Source organism: Marinobacter confluentis (genome assembly GCF_004785685.1).
Classification (GTDB): domain Bacteria; phylum Pseudomonadota; class Gammaproteobacteria; order Pseudomonadales; family Oleiphilaceae; genus Marinobacter; species Marinobacter confluentis.
Map to the genome: position 1 here is coordinate 328,632 of NZ_SRPF01000004.1, position 14,888 is coordinate 343,519.

A 14,888-nucleotide genomic window follows, 5' to 3' on the forward strand; every position below is an offset into this window, starting at 1 on the left:
CGCAGGCGCCCACGGCTACTGACCCAGAATGTCGATGATCTCGCGGGTGTCCTTAATGATGGTGTAGACCTGATCCTCCACCTCTATCTCCTGACGGTTATCCCCCAAATCGCGAACCTCCCCATAGGGCAGCAGCGCCGGATCAAAGCGGTCGCCAGTTCGATAATTCAGCTTTTTCTGCCAGCCTGGAGGCAGCGGCTCCCCCCGTTCAATCTTCTTCTGCAGTCCCGGCGGCAGCTGGTCACCCTGCTTGGCCATGACCGGTGTCGTCGCCACAAGGGCAGCGGCAAGCAAAGTGGTGATCAAAATGGTTTTCATCGGTTACTTCTCCTGATTATCCGTCGATGGATCCCGGCTCGGACCCGGTTGTTTATCTTCATTCATTGCGCAGGCCACCGAGGATGGCCTCGTCCACCAGCCAGCGACGCAGCATCTGAATCCCACGCTCGTGGCGGCGACTGGTTTTCCAGGCAAAATAGAAGGTGTCCCCGGTCATCACCGCATGACCCGGCAGACGCACAAAGTCCCCCGAATCCTTGCGCGTGCTGAGCATGTAATCGTTGGTCAGGGCGATGCCCTGATGAAATCGGGCCGCCTCCAGAGCCAGCAGCATATGGCTGAAATGCTGCAGCCGGGCGTCAGCAGGAATCGTCTGGTTCACCGTGCCATACCAAGCCTCCCAGTCGCCCGCGGCCTTGTCAAAAATGCTATGGGTGGACAGCAGCGGGAACCCGGACACATGTTCCGGCGTCAACGCCGGCGTATCCGCCCCGGGAGCCTGAGCGTCCCATCCCAGCTCCCGCCGCATCCGCTGCCAGTAATCCTGGCTGCACACCGGAAACAGGCGCTCGGTGTAAAGCAGCTCATAGCTGAAGGCCGCCGACGCCGGCTTGATGGTGATGAAACAGTCCGCCACCCGGTCCGACAGCACCGGGCTCTCGCTGCTCATCTCCAGCGCCAGTTCCAACTGCGGATACTGCCGCTGTAGATCCGGCAGCCGCGGCACCAACCAGCGCACCGCAAAGGAGCTGAACACCGACAGCCGCAGGCGCGCTCCCTCGTGGCCCAGTAACTGCTCACTGACCCGCTCGATCTGCAGCAGCGCCGTGCCAATACCATCCAGATACTGCCGCCCCTCATCGGTCAACGTCAGTGTGCGACCACTACGCCAGAACAGCTTCTCCCCCAGATAGGTTTCCAGCTGCTTGATCTGATGACTGATCGCACTCTGGCTCACCGCCAGTTCCTCGGCAGCCAGCGAAAAGCTGTTCAATCGGGCAACGGCTTCGAATACGGGGAGCGCTTTCAGGGGTGGGAGCCTCATTATCTATTTTTCTACTACCTAGTGATTAAAGATCATTTTATCGGATATTAGCACGCGCATAGAATGCCTGCTTCAAGCCCGGGTGTGGTCGCCCTGGGTATTGCCTCTTTCAAAACACGCTCCTTACGGCCCATCCCTGGGGCGCTCGGGCTCCGCCATCCATGGCTCCGCACAGTTTTGAAAGAGGCAATACCCAGGGCTCTGCAATCTTCGGGTGATGGCGATCGAATAAGACAGGATATTAGGAGGTAAAACATGTCAGGAAGAACCGTCAACAGTGCAATTCTGCTACTGGTCATTGGTAATGCGATGGCCATTATTTCTGATGTGTTTATCAAGCTGATGGAGCCAGGCGCGCCGATATTCCAGTTTGCTTTTGTTCGCTGCGTCATCACCCTGTTGCTACTGCTGCCCCTGGCAGGCCAGCTCAACCGTAAACACCTTTTTACCGGCTTCAAGATCCACGCCGTGCGTTCACACGTTCATCTGGCTGGTTTGCTTTGCATGGTCGTAGCGCTGGGCAACTTGCCATTGGCTACCGCCAATGCTGTGTTCTACGCCGCACCTATCCTGGTCATGGTGCTGTCTACCATTGTATTCCGGGAAAAACTCACGCTCCTGAGCGTGTTTGCGGTATTCAGCGGCTTCGCCGGCATTGTTGTGATCCTCCGCCCGGTGGAATTCAACTGGGCGGCCATCGCAGCACTGGCAGCCGCCCTGACCCTGGCCATCAACGCAGTCATGGTGCGCAAGCTGCCAAAAGAACAGACCACCGTGCACAAACTGTTGCTGAACTACCTACTGATCATCCCCGCCGCCGGTGCGCTGGCCATCTGGGAAGGCGCCGAGTGGGACAGCGGCATCCTGATCAGTGCCGGCGGCTCGGCTCTGTTTATCCTGGGGTATAACATCACCGTGCTATTGGCCTACAAACAGGTGGATGCCAACCAGGTCACCAGCGCTGAATACACCGGCCTGATCTGGGCGGTTGCTATTGGCTGGATCTGGTTTGCGGAAGTGCCGGACCTGTGGTTCCTGGCTGGCAGTACCATGATCGTGGTGCCTTTGATACTTATCGGCCTCAGTCACCGGCGCCGCTTGCAGGCGCCGGCCAGGGGCTTTAACGGGTCGGATCAGCGGGACAGGTCAATCATGATCTGACCGCTGCTGATGGAAGGGCCACCGTCTGAACCCAGCACGCCGTTGTAGCGAAAGCGGTAACGGTAGCCGTCATCATGATCACGGTAGTGACGGTGCTTGTACCAATGGTGTTTGTCCCATTGGCGCTTGTGGCCATGATAGCGATGCTTTCGATGGTGCCATTTGTCCTTTTTCCAGCTGCGCTTCCAGTGCTTGTCACCACCATGGTGGTCCCGCCAGCCGTGGCCTTTGCGATCATGCCCGCGGTTTTTATAGCCGCCACGGTAATGGTCATCATGGTACCGCGATGTCAGGAACTTTTTATGATGGGGGCCGTCCCGGTCCGCGCCACCAACCTTGGTGAAAGTGCCCTGACGATAGTCGGATTCGGCGATTGCCGGTGTCGCGCCCAACAGGAACGCCAGTATAAAACTGCCTATCAGAAACTGTTTCATGATTTTGCTCCCGATCTTTACGGGTTCTGTCAAACCCGCTGAAATCACACTGGCAGGTGGTTCACCTGTGTGCCTTGATTTCAGAATACGGAATCACAGCGGGATGTCAGCGCTGGCAGGCCAGCTTTGCAGTTCCTTTACACATCAAGGGTAAGGCTTGACAGAAACCGTGCTGACAGGACGTTGAAAAGGCGCCTTATCGCAGGTGAGATTCTATTTCGAGGACATGGGAATCCTCATCGCCCAGGCTGCGCAGGGCTTCCGCGAGATTCAGAAGGTAATCCCGGTTAGGGCCACTGGGGCCGGATGACCGGGCAATCTGCTGCGCGATATCGGCCGCCGGTGCCGGCCCCAGGAAGGCCGCATTGTCTTCAGTGGCGATGTAGACCAATCCGTCTTCAACACTGCCGTCGTCGAACGTCATTGGCGTGGTGAAGCGCAGATAGCCATTTTTCTCTCTGACATCCAGGTGTTCAAAAACGTCCGGGGACACACGATACGCCATTCCCTTGCAACGCACTCCCGGTTGCTGAATCAGCGTCACCACCCGGCCGGGCGCTTCCGGGGTACCACGATGATCGTGGGAGCCCTGCCAGAAACGTCTCGCCCACCCTTCGATGGTCGCCGGGCGCTTTTCGAGGAAGGGGAAATCCACTTTGTAGATCAGGGAGCCATAGCCGAACAACCAGACGGAGGAGATGCCATCGAATTGCTGGCGACTGCGGTTCTGTTCCACGGTATCAAATGACATTTGTGCAGGGTTCCTTTGTCACTAAAGCTGGCCTTATCGAGGCTGGCTGGAATCATCAGGCAGCAGACGTGGAAGCGATAAATCCGGCAATCCCCGTCAGCACCATTTCCGCGGCCATGGCAGAGAGTATAAGCCCGCTGACTTTCGACAGAATGTTCAGCCCGGTATTACCCAGGGCCGTTTCCAGGTAACCGGACAGGTGAAGCAGCATCGCCATGATAAACAGCGCCGAAACCAGCCCCAGTAGACCTCCGGCGACTTCAGGCACACTGTTCAATTCAGCACCGTAGACCAGTATAGCGCCGATGGTCGCCGGGCCGATCATCACCGGTATGGCCAGGGGCACCACGGCAATGTCGTCACGGTCCTCATCCGGCAGCCCGGTGGCGTGGCTGCGGGTTCCGTTAGTGACCAGGCTGATGGCGGTCAGGAACAGAAGGCTGCCGGCGCCAATCCGGAACGAATTCAGGGTGATACCGATAGCGCTGAACAATAGCGGGCCGACGAAAAACAGAACCAGCCCCAGAATCAGCGCCGATACGGAGGAGCGCCGGATGATCGAACGTTTTTCAGCGACCGGCAGCCCGCGGGTCAGCGCCAGAAACATGGTCACCACAAAGAACGGGGCCAGCAGGAACACGAAACGTATGGAACTGCTGACAAACGTACTGAAAAACACTTCAAACATACGGAAATAAACCTCTGCTAGCGTTTTACGCTGGGCTTACGGGGCTTTCGGGTTTTGCGAGCCCCAACAGGCCGGGCAGGCTTTCCCGATCGGGGCGGTTTGCCCGGCGGTTTACCCGATTTTCGAGCCGGTTTTTTCCCCGCAGGCTTTTTCGTTTCGCTGCGGATATCCGGGCTAACCTCCGATGACGAGTCCTTGATCCTATCAAACAGGGTTTTCAGCTCCGCCTTACCCAGATCCCGCCATTGTCCGACCGGCAGCCCTTTCAGACTCACGTTCATGATTCGCACCCGCTCCAGCTTCTTCACTTCAAAGCCGAAAAATTCGCACATGCGGCGAATCTGGCGGTTCAGGCCCTGGACCAGGATGATGCGGAACACGAATTTGGAGACTTTTTCGACCTGGCAGGGTTTGGTCACCGTACCCAGAATCGGCACGCCAGAACCCATGCCTTTGACGAATTCGGCGGTCACCGGGCGGTCGACGGTCACCAGGTATTCTTTCTCGTGATTATTCCCCGCCCGCAGGATCTTGTTGACCAGATCGCCGTCGCTGGTCATGAAAATCAGGCCCTGGGAGTCCTTGTCCAGCCGGCCAATGGGAAAAATCCGCTCGCTGTGCCCCACGAAATCCTGGATATTGCGGCGCTCGGCGGGATCAGTGGTGCTGACCACACCCACCGGCTTGTTGAGGGCGATAAATACCAGGTCGCGCTTGTCACGAGGCTGCACCTTGCGTCCGCCGACCGTGACCTTGTCGCCGTCAAAGACCTGATCACCCACCTGGGCATTTTTTCCGTTGATGGTCACCTGCCCGTTCTCGATGAAACGATCCGCCTCGCGCCGTGAACAGATACCGCTCTCGCTGATGTATTTGTTAAGGCGGGTGGAGGCTCTGTCGGACATGGATTCCCTGCGAATCGGAAAAGGCTTGGCGGGTTTAGCGGATAGCGCTGACGAACACCCAGTTGGTGCCTACGTTATCACAAACAATGATGTCGGCATTGATGACCGTGCACAGGGACAGGTCCCGGGGCAGTTCGTCGTGGTAACGAGCCTTCACGCCGAGGGTTTTCTTGTCCTGCTTCAGCAGGGTGAAGGTCTGCTCCATGCGCCGGGCAAAATCCACACCGGCGTCTTCCAGGGTATGAAAGGCGTTGTGGAAGGCGGTGAAGCTCATGGTGTTGGCACCCAGGCCGAGATCTACCATCTTGGGGATGTACTGGTCATAGGCATCAGACAGATATTGCCGGACGGTTTCTTCATTGTTGCGATTGCCCTGGAAAGAGCTCAGCCCCAGACGGTTCTCCGGTGCCAGAACCCCCTCTTTCAGCTGACTGTTGGGCAGGTTTGCCGCCAGGTCAAATCGGCCATGTGGGCAGGTGATTCGCTGGTTCTCAAGGCGACAATCGGCCAGGCGCCCCCTGGGCTGAGGCTCGGGTTGAGAATCACGGTCAGGATCGTTACGTTCAGAAGATGCCGGTTCTGGCGCTGCCTGTTGCTGTTGAGGCTGTGTAGACGTGCCGCTGACTTCCGGCACCTCAAGCCCCAAGCGCTGCGCGGGGCGGCGAAGCAGCAGCGCCTGAACGCTGGGGTCGTTACGCCTGAAATCCGTGGGCGACGGAAGCCCAGCACCGCCGCCCTCTTCAATTACCTGGCAGTAAAGCCTCTCCAGATCGGATCCTGCAGCTTGCATGCAGGCATCATCCGCCGCGAGTGCAGGGTGAGCAGCGCCAGCGGTTAATGCGCACAGCAATAGAAAAGGCGCGCGTCTAGTCATCATCCCGCTGCCCAAGCGCCACCCGTGCCATCAGATCTTCCACCCGGCGAATGGTTTCGGCATCGCCCTTCTTGCCCGTTAGAACCACCTGGGAACCAATGGTGGCTACATACATCAGCAGGGACAGGTCGCGAATTCGCTGTGGGTCCTGGCTCAAGCGCTGGTAAAGCTCGCAGTTCTGATCAATCCGCGCTTCGTCGACCTGGTTGACCAGATCAGCTGCATAGTCATTGCGGCGGGCGAAATCCCGTACTGCCAGTTCCACCTGCAGCCGACGAATGTTGCGGGACGCATCCGTCAACAGCAATTCCAGAATCTGCCGCAGCTCGGTTTCTACGTCACCGCCCCTGGGCTTCCAGTACTGCAGTTCATGAAGGCGGCGATCCCGCCAGCGGTTCAGGAAGCTGACTACCAGGTCCTCATGGTCCTTGAAATGCCAGTAGAAACTGCCGCGGGTCACCCCCAGCTTTTTCGACAGGGTCAGCACCCGCAGATTGCCAAAACCGCCGGCGGCCACTTCACCAGCAGCGGCGTCCAGCCAGTCATCACGTGTGAGCTGGCTTTTGTCTCTCGCTGGCTGCTTGGTGTTTGTCATGAATCACGTACTTCCTGAAGCGGTCGGGTTGGTGCCTTTTTCCGTGGCTGTTCCGGGTCTGAAAGAAGCGCCATCTTACCAGACGACCGCCTTTCAAAACCGTTGACGGTGCACAGAACATACATTAGTGTATGGACCAACAATACACCAGTGTATGGAGATTTCAACACAGGTCTCCATACCACCGATCAACCCGATTCCAGATCAGGGAGCTGCCCAATGAGTACCGCCCACTACGACGTCAACGGCAACATCGCCGTTATCCGACTCGACAACCCGCCGGTCAACGGCCTTGGCCTGGAACTGCGCCGGGGCATTGTTAACGGCATCCAGAAAGCCGAAGCCGATGACGCCGTCAAAGCCGTTGTACTGATCGGTTCCGACCGTGCCTTCTCCGGCGGAGCCGACATCAGCGAATTCGGCACCGACAAGGCCATGGCCGAGCCGATCCTGACCACCGTGATCAACTATGTGGAAAGCAGCCGCAAGCCGGTGATCGCGGCTATAAGCGGTGCCTGCATGGGCGGCGGTCTGGAACTGGCCCTTGGCTGCCACTACCGCATTGCCAAGCCGGACGCGCAGATCGCCCTGCCGGAAGTGAAACTGGGCTTGCTACCCGGTGCCGGTGGTACCCAGCGCCTACCGCGCGTGATCGGTGCCGAGCACGCGGTCAACATGATCGTCTCCGGCAGCGTTGTGCCCGCCAAGCAGTTCAAGGGCAGCGCGCTGTTTGACGAGATCGTCGACGGCGAACTGTTGGACGCCGCCATCGCCTACGCCACCAAGGTTGTCAGCGAAAACCTGCCGCTGAAAAAAGTGCGTGACCTGAAAGCCAAGCACCCGAATCCGGAAGGCTTCTTCATGTTCACCCAGAACACCGTCGGCGCCATGGCCAAGAACTACCCGGCCCCGCTGAAGTGTGTTGAAGCCGTGAAGGCAGCGGTAACCATGCCGTTTGACAAAGGCATGGAAGTGGAGCGCGAAGCGTTTGTTAATCTGATGCAGACCCCGGAATCCCGAGCCCTGCGCCACGCGTTTTTCTCCGAGCGCCTGACCAGCAAGATTGCTGACGTGCCCTCCGATACGCCGGTTCGCGACATCAAGACCGTCGGCGTGATTGGCGGCGGCACCATGGGTACCGGCATCAGTATCAACTTCCTCAACGCCGGTATCCCGGTGACGATTGTCGAGATGAAGCAGGAAGGCCTGGACCGGGGTGTTGAAGCCATTCGCAAAGTCTACGAAGGCCGGGTGAAGAAAGGCCGCATGAGCGAGGACGACGCCAAGGCCAAAATGGCACTGCTCACTCCTTCTCTGAGCTATGACGACCTGAGCAACGTGGACCTGGTGATCGAGGCCGTGTTCGAGGAAATGGGCGTCAAACAGTCCGTATTCGAGAAGCTGGACGAGGTGTGCAAGCCCGGCGCCATCCTGGCTTCCAACACCTCCACTCTGGACCTGAACAAGATCGCCAGCTTCACCAAGCGCCCGGAAGACGTGATCGGCCTGCACTTCTTCAGCCCCGCCAACATCATGAAGCTGCTGGAAGTCGTTCGCGGTGACAAGACCGCCAAGGACGTACTGGCAACCGCCATGAAACTGGCCAAGGCGATCAAGAAGACCGCTGTGGTCTCCGGCGTCTGTGACGGCTTCATCGGCAACCGCATGATCAACCAGTACCAGCGAGAAGCCCTGCTGATGCTGGAAGAAGGCGCCAGCGTGCAGCAGATCGACAAGGCCATTGAGAAGTTCGGCTTTGCCATGGGCCCGCTGCGCATGGCCGACCTGGCCGGCGGCGACATCGGCTGGGCCATCCGCAAACGCCAGTATGAAGAAAACCCGAACATGGTGAAGATGGTGCTCGCCGACCGCATCTGTGAAATGGGCCGCTACGGCCAGAAAACCGGCGCCGGTTTCTACCGTTACGAGCCGGGTAACCGCAACGCCCTGCACGACCCGGAAGTGGACAAGGTGGTGGACGAAGTCCGCGCCGAGCTGGGCATTACCCCGCGCAAGATCAGCAACCAGGAAATCCTTGAGCGCTGTGTGTATGCGCTGGTCAACGAAGGCGCGCAGATTCTGGACGAAGGCATCGCCCAGCGCGCGTCCGACATCGACATGGTGTACCTGACCGGTTACGGCTTCCCCGTGTTCCGCGGCGGCCCCATGCATTACGCCGAAGAAGTCGGGCTGCCCAACGTGGTTCGCGCCATGCAGGCCTTTACCGAAGATCGCCACACCCAGCCAGGTTTCTGGGAGCCCGCAGCGCTGCTGGCCAAGCGCGCTGAGGAAGGCAAGGGTTTCGATAGCAAATAACGGGTAAACCAATTAAATCGGGGCGCCCTGATAGAAGGCGCTCCGAGCTCAGGAGAATGAATTATGTCCAATGATGTCGTCATCGTATCCACTGCCCGCACGCCCCTGGCCAAATCCTGGCGCGGCGGCCTGAACATGACCCACGGCGCTACCCTGGCTGGTCACGCCATCCAGCACGCGGTAGAGCGTTCCAAAGTCGACCCCAACGAAATCGAAGACGTACTGATGGGCTGCGCCCTGCCGGAAGGTTCCACCGGTAACGACGTCGCCCGTATGGGTGCGATTCGCGCGGGCCTGCCGGTATCCGTAGCAGGCGCTACCATCAACCGCTTCTGCTCGTCCGGACTGCAGGCCATCGCCATGGCGGCGCAGCACATTGCCGTTGACCGGGTACCGGTGATGGTCGCTGGTGGTGTTGAATCCATCTCCACCGTCCAGGCCAACGTGAACCAGAACTACTTCATGGAACCCTGGCTGGCGAAGAACAAGCCGGAGCTCTACTGGTCCATGCTGGACACCGCTGAAACCGTCGCCAAGCGCTACGGCATCAAGAAAGAAGACATGGACGAATACGGCGTACGCAGCCAGAACCTGGCGGATCAGGCGCGTCAGGACGGCAAATTCGACGACGAAATCGTACCCATCACCACCACCATGGGCGTGGCTGACAAGGCCACCGGCCAGCTGTCCAGCCAGGAAATCACCGTCAGCCAGGACGAAGGCATCCGCCCGGACACCAACCTGGAGGGCGTCAGCAAGATCCGCTCTGCCAAAGAAGGCGGTGTGGTTACCGCCGGCAACGCCAGTCAGTTCTCTGACGGCGCTTCTGCCTGCGTTCTGATGGACAGCAAAATCGCTGAACAGCGCAACGCCACTCCACTCGGCATCTTCCGTGGCTTTGCCGTTGCCGGTTGTGAGCCCGACGAAATGGGCATCGGCCCGGTCTTCGCGGTACCCAAGCTGTTGAAGCGTGCCGGCCTGACCGTCGACGACATCGGCCTGTGGGAACTCAACGAAGCTTTCGCCGTCCAGGTCCTCTACTGCCAGCGCAAACTGGGCATCCCGATGGACCGCCTGAACGTCAACGGCGGCGCCATCGCAGTCGGCCACCCATACGGCACCACCGGCTCGCGCCTGGTCGGCCACGCCCTGATCGAAGGCAAACGCCGCGGTGTTAAATACGTCGTCGTTACTATGTGCGTCGGTACCGGTATGGGGGCTGCCGGGTTGTTTGAGGTGGCCTAAAGCTCTGTTTGCCTACTGCTTGGGTGGAGGCACCTGTTGGGTAGGGGGCTCCAAAACGCGCTCCTTCGGCACGTCCATGTGACGCTCGAGCTCCGCCATCCATGGCTCCGCACGGTTTTGGAGCCCCCTACCCAACAGCCGCCCATAGCTTAGTGCAATGGCCGACAGGTGCAGCGTTAGAACGCTGTGCCAAAACCGAGAAACTGAATTTATTCAAGCAGGCACGAAAAGACTCGAAGCGCCAGCCAGATATCACCGTTCAAAACTGTGCGGAGCCAGGGATGGCGGAGCCCAAGCGTCACATGGACGTGCCGAAGGAGCGTGTTTTGAACGGTGATATCTGGCCGGCGCCGCTCTCAAACTTGAAGACGCGCTATCCCAAACTCATAGGCGGCTCCGAAACAAGGAGCCAAAAACCTCAGCCAACAGAAGAGGTGCTCCATGGATCTGAATTACACACCAGAACAAGAGGCCTTCCGCGCCGAAGTTCAACAGTTTCTTGATGAAAACCTGCCAGACGACATCCGCGAACGGGTACAGAAACGCCTGCGCCCCGACAAAGCCATGACCGAGCGCTGGCAGAAAATTCTGTTTGATAAGGGCTGGGGCGCTTCCACCTGGCCGGAAGAATTCGGTGGCACTGGCTGGGACCCGATTCAGCAGATCATCTTCGAGGAAGAATGCGCCCTCGCCGGTGCACCCCGCCAGTTGGACTTCGGGCTGCGCATGGTTGCGCCCGTGATCATGACGTTTGGCAACGACGAGCAGAAGCAGCGCTTCCTGCCGGGCATTCTCAGCGGTGAAGACTGGTGGTGCCAGGGTTACTCAGAACCCGGCGCCGGTTCCGATCTAGCTTCATTGCGCACCAGCGCCAAACTCGAAGGCGACCACTACATCGTCAACGGCCAGAAAACCTGGACCACCCTGGGCCAGCACGCCGACTGGATCTTCTGCCTCGTGCGCACCAGCAACGAAGGCAAGCCGCAGCAGGGCATCTCCTTCCTGCTGATCGACATGAACACCCCGGGCATTGATGTGAAGCCCATCATCATGCTGGATGGTGAACACGAGATTAACGAAGTCTACTTTGACAACGTCAAGGTCCCCGCCGAAAACCTGATCGGCGAAGAGAACCAGGGCTGGACCTACGCCAAGTTTCTGCTGGGCCATGAGCGCACCGGTCTGGCCAACGTCGGCCAGTGGAAAGCCACCATGAAGCGGCTAAAGGAAGTGGCGCGACAGGAACAGGATGGCCAGCGGCCGTTGATCGAGAACACCCGCTTCCGCGATCGCCTGGCACAGCTGGACGCAGAACTTCGCGCCCTGGAGTTGACCGTTCTTCGTGTGCTGACCGACAAGCGCGGCCCCGGGCCGCAGGCGTCGATCCTGAAAATCCGTGGCACCGAAATCGGCCAGCAGTTGTTTGAAATGCTGATGGAAGCCGGCGGCCAGGATGCCATTGCCCACATACCAGAGGCCCTGGAGCTGGACTACAAAGGCCCGCGGGCCGGATCGATGGAAGCCACCCCGGCGGCGGGCGATTACTTCAACATGCGCAAGCTGTCGATCTTTGGCGGATCCAACGAGATCCAGCGCAATATCATCGCCCAACTCGTGCTTGGTCTTTAAAGAGCCATCAGCTGACAGAATTTGGAGAGACATCCCGATGAACTTTGACCTGACCGAAGAACAGCAGATGCTGAACGATTCCCTCCGTCGCTTCGTGGCCAACGAATACAGCTTTGAAAAGCGCGGGGAAATCATTAAATCCGGAAAAGGCACAGATCCGGCCACCTGGTCCGCCTTTGCAGAGATGGGCCTGCTGGGCTTTACCTTCCCGGAAGACTATGACGGCCTGGGCGGCAATGCCGTCGACACCCTCGTAGTGATGGAAAACTTCGGCCGCGGCCTGGTGGTGGAACCCTACCTGGCCACCGTGGTGCTGGCCGGAGGGCTGGTGCGGGACCTGGGTAACGATGCCCAGAAAGCCGATGTGCTGCCTGCCATTACCATGGGCGAACGGCTGATGGCCTTTGCCCACAGCGAACCCGGTGCCCGCTATAACCTCGAGCACGTTCACACCACCGCCCGCAAAGACGGCGACCACTTCCTGATCAGTGGCCACAAAACGGCTGTGCTTCATGGCGGCCAGGCCAACCAGCTGATCGTCTCTGCCCGCACCAGCGGCACCGCTACCGACAAACAGGGGCTGTCCCTGTTCATCGTGGACGCGGATTCCAAGGGAGTGAAGGTCGACGACTTTGCCACCCACGATGGCCATCGCATTGCCGACATCAGCTTCTCCAATGTCACCGTCAGTGCCGACAACCTGCTGGGTGAGATTGATAACGCCTTCCCCCACATCGAAAAGGCGATTGATCTGGGCATTGCCGCAGTCTGTGCCGAAGCGGTGGGCGCCATGGAAGCCATGAACGCGGCAACGCTGGAATATATCAAGACCCGCAAGCAGTTCGGTGTGCCCATCGGCAAATTCCAGGTGCTTCAGCACCGGATGGCGGATATGTTTATCCAGACCGAACAATCGAAAACCATGGCCATTCTGGCTGCGACCGAAGCCGACTCCGATGACCGTGCCAGCCGCCGGGAAGCCATCTCCATGGCGAAGACCCTGGTCGGCCAGGGCGCCCGTTATGTGGCCCAGGAAGGGGTTCAGTTGCACGGTGGTATGGGTGTGACCGAAGAAATGTTTGCCGCGCACCTGTTCAAGCGCCTGACGCTGATCAACCTGCTGTTCGGCGATGCCGACCACCACCTGGCACAAGTCAGCGACGGCCTGCTGGCCGCCAGCGCCTGAGCCTAGAAGGAAACCGCTATGAGCGTTAAACAGTTACTCGACCTGACCGGCAAAGTCGCCTTCATCACCGGCGGCTCCCGCGGCCTGGGCCTGCAGATGGCCGAGGCCCTGGGCGAGCTGGGTGCCAGCATTGCCATCAGCGCCCGCAAACAGCATGAACTGGATGCGGCCAAAGAACACCTGGAAGGGCTGGGCGTGACAGTCGTCACCGTTGCCGCCGACCTGGGCAAGCTGGAAGGTATTCCGGACGTGGTGGATCAGGTGGTCAGCCAGCTTGGCGACATCGACATACTGGTCAACAACGCCGGCGCCACCTGGGGTGCGCCAGCCGAGGACTATCCGCCGGAAGGCTGGATGAAGGTGATGAACCTGAACGTCAACGCCAGCTTCTTCCTGACCCAGACCGTCGGCAAGCGCTGCATGATCCCGCGCAAGACCGGCAAGGTGATCAACATTGCCTCCATCGCGGGCCTGTCCGGCAACCCGGAAGGCATGAACACCATTGCCTACAACACCAGCAAAGGCGCCATGGTGAACTTCACCCGCGCACTGGCGTCCGAGTGGGGGCGTTACAACATCAACGTCAACGCCCTCTGCCCCGGCTTCTTCCCATCGAAGATGTCCCAGGGACTGCTGGATGCCCAGGGTGAGACCATGCTGCAGCGTATTCCTTTGAACCGGTTTGGTGGTGAAGAGGACCTGAAAGGTGCCGCCGTGCTGATGGCCTCGGAAGCTGGCCGTCACATTACCGGGCAGTGCCTGGCAGTAGACGGCGGAACGCTGGTGAGTTGAGCCGGATCATCTGGGCAGCCTGATGGTATCACTGAGCAAGGATGCGTTTGTTGCTCATAACCCTCTTCCGTTGCCCTGCTCTTTCAGACAAATGGCCAGAGCCCCTTTGTCTGAGATGTCCAGCTTCTCATACACCCTTGAAAGGTGTGTTCTTACCGTAGCTGGGGCAATACCTAATAATTTCGCCACTTCTTTGTGGCTTTTCCCCATGGCGTACGCCCAGGCAATTTCGGTTTCCCGTGGGCTGAGCGACAGGCAGGGCATCATTCCAGCCCGAACAAGCAGGCGGTTATAGAAACGCTCCGCATTCAGGGCCAGACCGTTACCTCGATAATGCCCGGTTTCCCAGAGAGCTACGTTGACCGCTTCCGGAAGTACAGTGCCTGCCTTCTTACCCCACTCATTGACCAGCAGAGCTTTGAATTCCGGTAATGAGGCATGTAGAAGACCGTGTTGATCGATAAATGCTGCCGGGGTCTGGTTGGAGCGCAGGTGGTGCATGTCATTATGGCGAGCGGCAAGGAAAAAGTGCTGGGTCACCAGATTCTTGAACACGACTTCCTGTTCCGTGAATGCCTTTCTCTGGCTATCCCGTGCCAGAATAACAAATATATGCAGCCCGGTATGACGGTCGACTTCCATGGTGGCAATCATCTGCCGGGCCTCATAAAGCCCCCAATGGTCACTGTAAGCGCGGCTTTCGCGAAAGTCAGGGACCTCCTCGGCCGACCAGGTTTTGCCTGTGTTGCCAATTACCAAATTGGCAAAAGGATCTTCGTGCTTAACGGTTTCCCAGGTTTCGAACAGGTTATCCGTCTGATTCAGAATCGTCGAAGTATGTAATTCACGGCTCCTTCCATCACCAGCGCCCCAGACCGCAAAGTCGAAGTCAATATATTGCCGAACTTCCTTCAACGCCCAACTGTGAAAATCGCTGGGTGACAGATGCATGCTGGCGTCATGCACAGTAAGTATGAACTCACTCATT

At 58.7% G+C, this 14,888-nt stretch carries 15 protein-coding genes; 6 read left to right on the top strand and 9 right to left on the bottom strand.

The window, feature by feature from the left end; genetic code table 11:
• Positions 1–15 precede the first annotated feature (15 nt).
• Positions 16–318, bottom strand: a complete 303-nt coding sequence (locus E5Q11_RS14560; protein ID WP_135804172.1) for a hypothetical protein — start codon at positions 316–318, stop codon at positions 16–18.
• A 58-nt stretch (positions 319–376) separates the two neighbouring features.
• Positions 377–1,324, bottom strand: coding sequence for a LysR family transcriptional regulator (locus tag E5Q11_RS14565; protein ID WP_135804173.1), 948 nt, complete (start codon positions 1,322–1,324; stop codon positions 377–379).
• 255 nt (positions 1,325–1,579) lie between these two features.
• Between E5Q11_RS14565 and E5Q11_RS14570 the strand changes: the two genes are divergently transcribed.
• Positions 1,580–2,485 (top strand): DMT family transporter, encoded by a 906-nt coding sequence (locus E5Q11_RS14570; RefSeq protein WP_135804174.1) that lies wholly within the window; start codon positions 1,580–1,582, stop codon positions 2,483–2,485.
• Here E5Q11_RS14570 and E5Q11_RS14575 read toward each other — a convergent pair.
• From E5Q11_RS14575 to E5Q11_RS14600, 6 genes are all read right to left on the bottom strand, one after another.
• Positions 2,458–2,919 carry a hypothetical protein gene (locus E5Q11_RS14575; protein WP_135804175.1) on the bottom strand — a complete coding sequence of 154 codons (462 nt, stop codon included), beginning with the start codon at positions 2,917–2,919 and terminating at the stop codon, positions 2,458–2,460. The two genes, E5Q11_RS14570 and E5Q11_RS14575, sit on opposite strands and share 28 nt — an antisense overlap.
• A gap of 196 nt (positions 2,920–3,115) precedes the next feature.
• A complete protein-coding gene (locus E5Q11_RS14580; protein ID WP_135804176.1) occupies positions 3,116–3,670 on the bottom strand; it encodes a gamma-glutamylcyclotransferase in 555 nt (184 codons plus the stop codon).
• A gap of 55 nt (positions 3,671–3,725) precedes the next feature.
• Positions 3,726–4,358, bottom strand: coding sequence for a MarC family protein (locus tag E5Q11_RS14585; RefSeq protein WP_135804177.1), 633 nt, complete (start codon positions 4,356–4,358; stop codon positions 3,726–3,728).
• Between the two features lie 17 nt (positions 4,359–4,375).
• Complete coding sequence (gene rluF / locus E5Q11_RS14590) at positions 4,376–5,263, bottom strand: 23S rRNA pseudouridine(2604) synthase RluF (RefSeq protein ID WP_135804178.1); 888 nt, start codon at positions 5,261–5,263, stop codon at positions 4,376–4,378.
• A 34-nt stretch (positions 5,264–5,297) separates the two neighbouring features.
• The gene (locus E5Q11_RS14595; protein WP_135804179.1) at positions 5,298–6,053 is read right to left on the bottom strand and encodes a hypothetical protein; all 756 of its coding nucleotides are present in this window, start codon (positions 6,051–6,053) and stop codon (positions 5,298–5,300) included.
• 76 nt (positions 6,054–6,129) lie between these two features.
• Positions 6,130–6,732 (bottom strand): TetR/AcrR family transcriptional regulator, encoded by a 603-nt coding sequence (locus E5Q11_RS14600; protein ID WP_135804180.1) that lies wholly within the window; start codon positions 6,730–6,732, stop codon positions 6,130–6,132.
• 219 nt (positions 6,733–6,951) lie between these two features.
• On the opposite strand from E5Q11_RS14600, the gene E5Q11_RS14605 reads away from it, so the two are divergent.
• From E5Q11_RS14605 to E5Q11_RS14625, 5 genes are all read left to right on the top strand, one after another.
• Positions 6,952–9,048, top strand: coding sequence for a 3-hydroxyacyl-CoA dehydrogenase NAD-binding domain-containing protein (locus E5Q11_RS14605; RefSeq protein WP_135804181.1), 2,097 nt, complete (start codon positions 6,952–6,954; stop codon positions 9,046–9,048).
• Between the two features lie 63 nt (positions 9,049–9,111).
• Positions 9,112–10,293 (top strand): acetyl-CoA C-acyltransferase, encoded by a 1,182-nt coding sequence (locus E5Q11_RS14610; RefSeq protein WP_135804182.1) that lies wholly within the window; start codon positions 9,112–9,114, stop codon positions 10,291–10,293.
• A 441-nt stretch (positions 10,294–10,734) separates the two neighbouring features.
• Entirely contained in the window at positions 10,735–11,922 is a 1,188-nt protein-coding gene (locus E5Q11_RS14615) for an acyl-CoA dehydrogenase family protein (RefSeq protein WP_135804183.1), read from the top strand.
• Between the two features lie 37 nt (positions 11,923–11,959).
• Entirely contained in the window at positions 11,960–13,108 is a 1,149-nt protein-coding gene (locus E5Q11_RS14620; protein ID WP_135804184.1) for an acyl-CoA dehydrogenase family protein, read from the top strand.
• An 18-nt stretch (positions 13,109–13,126) separates the two neighbouring features.
• Positions 13,127–13,900, top strand: coding sequence for an SDR family oxidoreductase (locus E5Q11_RS14625; RefSeq protein WP_135804185.1), 774 nt, complete (start codon positions 13,127–13,129; stop codon positions 13,898–13,900).
• Positions 13,901–13,954: 54 nt separating this feature from the next.
• Here the strand turns inward: E5Q11_RS14625 and E5Q11_RS14630 are convergent, their stop codons facing one another.
• Entirely contained in the window at positions 13,955–14,887 is a 933-nt protein-coding gene (locus tag E5Q11_RS14630; RefSeq protein ID WP_210426332.1) for a helix-turn-helix transcriptional regulator, read from the bottom strand.
• Position 14,888: the final 1 nt, after the last annotated feature.

What these genes read in the sequence shown, in the direction of transcription:
- E5Q11_RS14560 (WP_135804172.1), bottom strand. Translation starts at nt 318, where the DNA reads ATGAAAACCATTTTGATCACCACTTTGCTTGCCGCTGCCCTTGTGGCG.
- E5Q11_RS14565 (WP_135804173.1), bottom strand. Translation starts at nt 1,324, where the DNA reads ATGAGGCTCCCACCCCTGAAAGCGCTCCCCGTATTCGAAGCCGTTGCC.
- E5Q11_RS14570 (WP_135804174.1), top strand. Translation starts at nt 1,580, where the DNA reads ATGTCAGGAAGAACCGTCAACAGTGCAATTCTGCTACTGGTCATTGGT.
- E5Q11_RS14575 (WP_135804175.1), bottom strand. Translation starts at nt 2,919, where the DNA reads ATGAAACAGTTTCTGATAGGCAGTTTTATACTGGCGTTCCTGTTGGGC.
- E5Q11_RS14580 (WP_135804176.1), bottom strand. Translation starts at nt 3,670, where the DNA reads ATGTCATTTGATACCGTGGAACAGAACCGCAGTCGCCAGCAATTCGAT.
- E5Q11_RS14585 (WP_135804177.1), bottom strand. Translation starts at nt 4,358, where the DNA reads ATGTTTGAAGTGTTTTTCAGTACGTTTGTCAGCAGTTCCATACGTTTC.
- rluF (WP_135804178.1), bottom strand. Translation starts at nt 5,263, where the DNA reads ATGTCCGACAGAGCCTCCACCCGCCTTAACAAATACATCAGCGAGAGC.
- E5Q11_RS14595 (WP_135804179.1), bottom strand. Translation starts at nt 6,053, where the DNA reads ATGCAAGCTGCAGGATCCGATCTGGAGAGGCTTTACTGCCAGGTAATT.
- E5Q11_RS14600 (WP_135804180.1), bottom strand. Translation starts at nt 6,732, where the DNA reads ATGACAAACACCAAGCAGCCAGCGAGAGACAAAAGCCAGCTCACACGT.
- E5Q11_RS14605 (WP_135804181.1), top strand. Translation starts at nt 6,952, where the DNA reads ATGAGTACCGCCCACTACGACGTCAACGGCAACATCGCCGTTATCCGA.
- E5Q11_RS14610 (WP_135804182.1), top strand. Translation starts at nt 9,112, where the DNA reads ATGTCCAATGATGTCGTCATCGTATCCACTGCCCGCACGCCCCTGGCC.
- E5Q11_RS14615 (WP_135804183.1), top strand. Translation starts at nt 10,735, where the DNA reads ATGGATCTGAATTACACACCAGAACAAGAGGCCTTCCGCGCCGAAGTT.
- E5Q11_RS14620 (WP_135804184.1), top strand. Translation starts at nt 11,960, where the DNA reads ATGAACTTTGACCTGACCGAAGAACAGCAGATGCTGAACGATTCCCTC.
- E5Q11_RS14625 (WP_135804185.1), top strand. Translation starts at nt 13,127, where the DNA reads ATGAGCGTTAAACAGTTACTCGACCTGACCGGCAAAGTCGCCTTCATC.
- E5Q11_RS14630 (WP_210426332.1), bottom strand. Translation starts at nt 14,887, where the DNA reads ATGAGTGAGTTCATACTTACTGTGCATGACGCCAGCATGCATCTGTCA.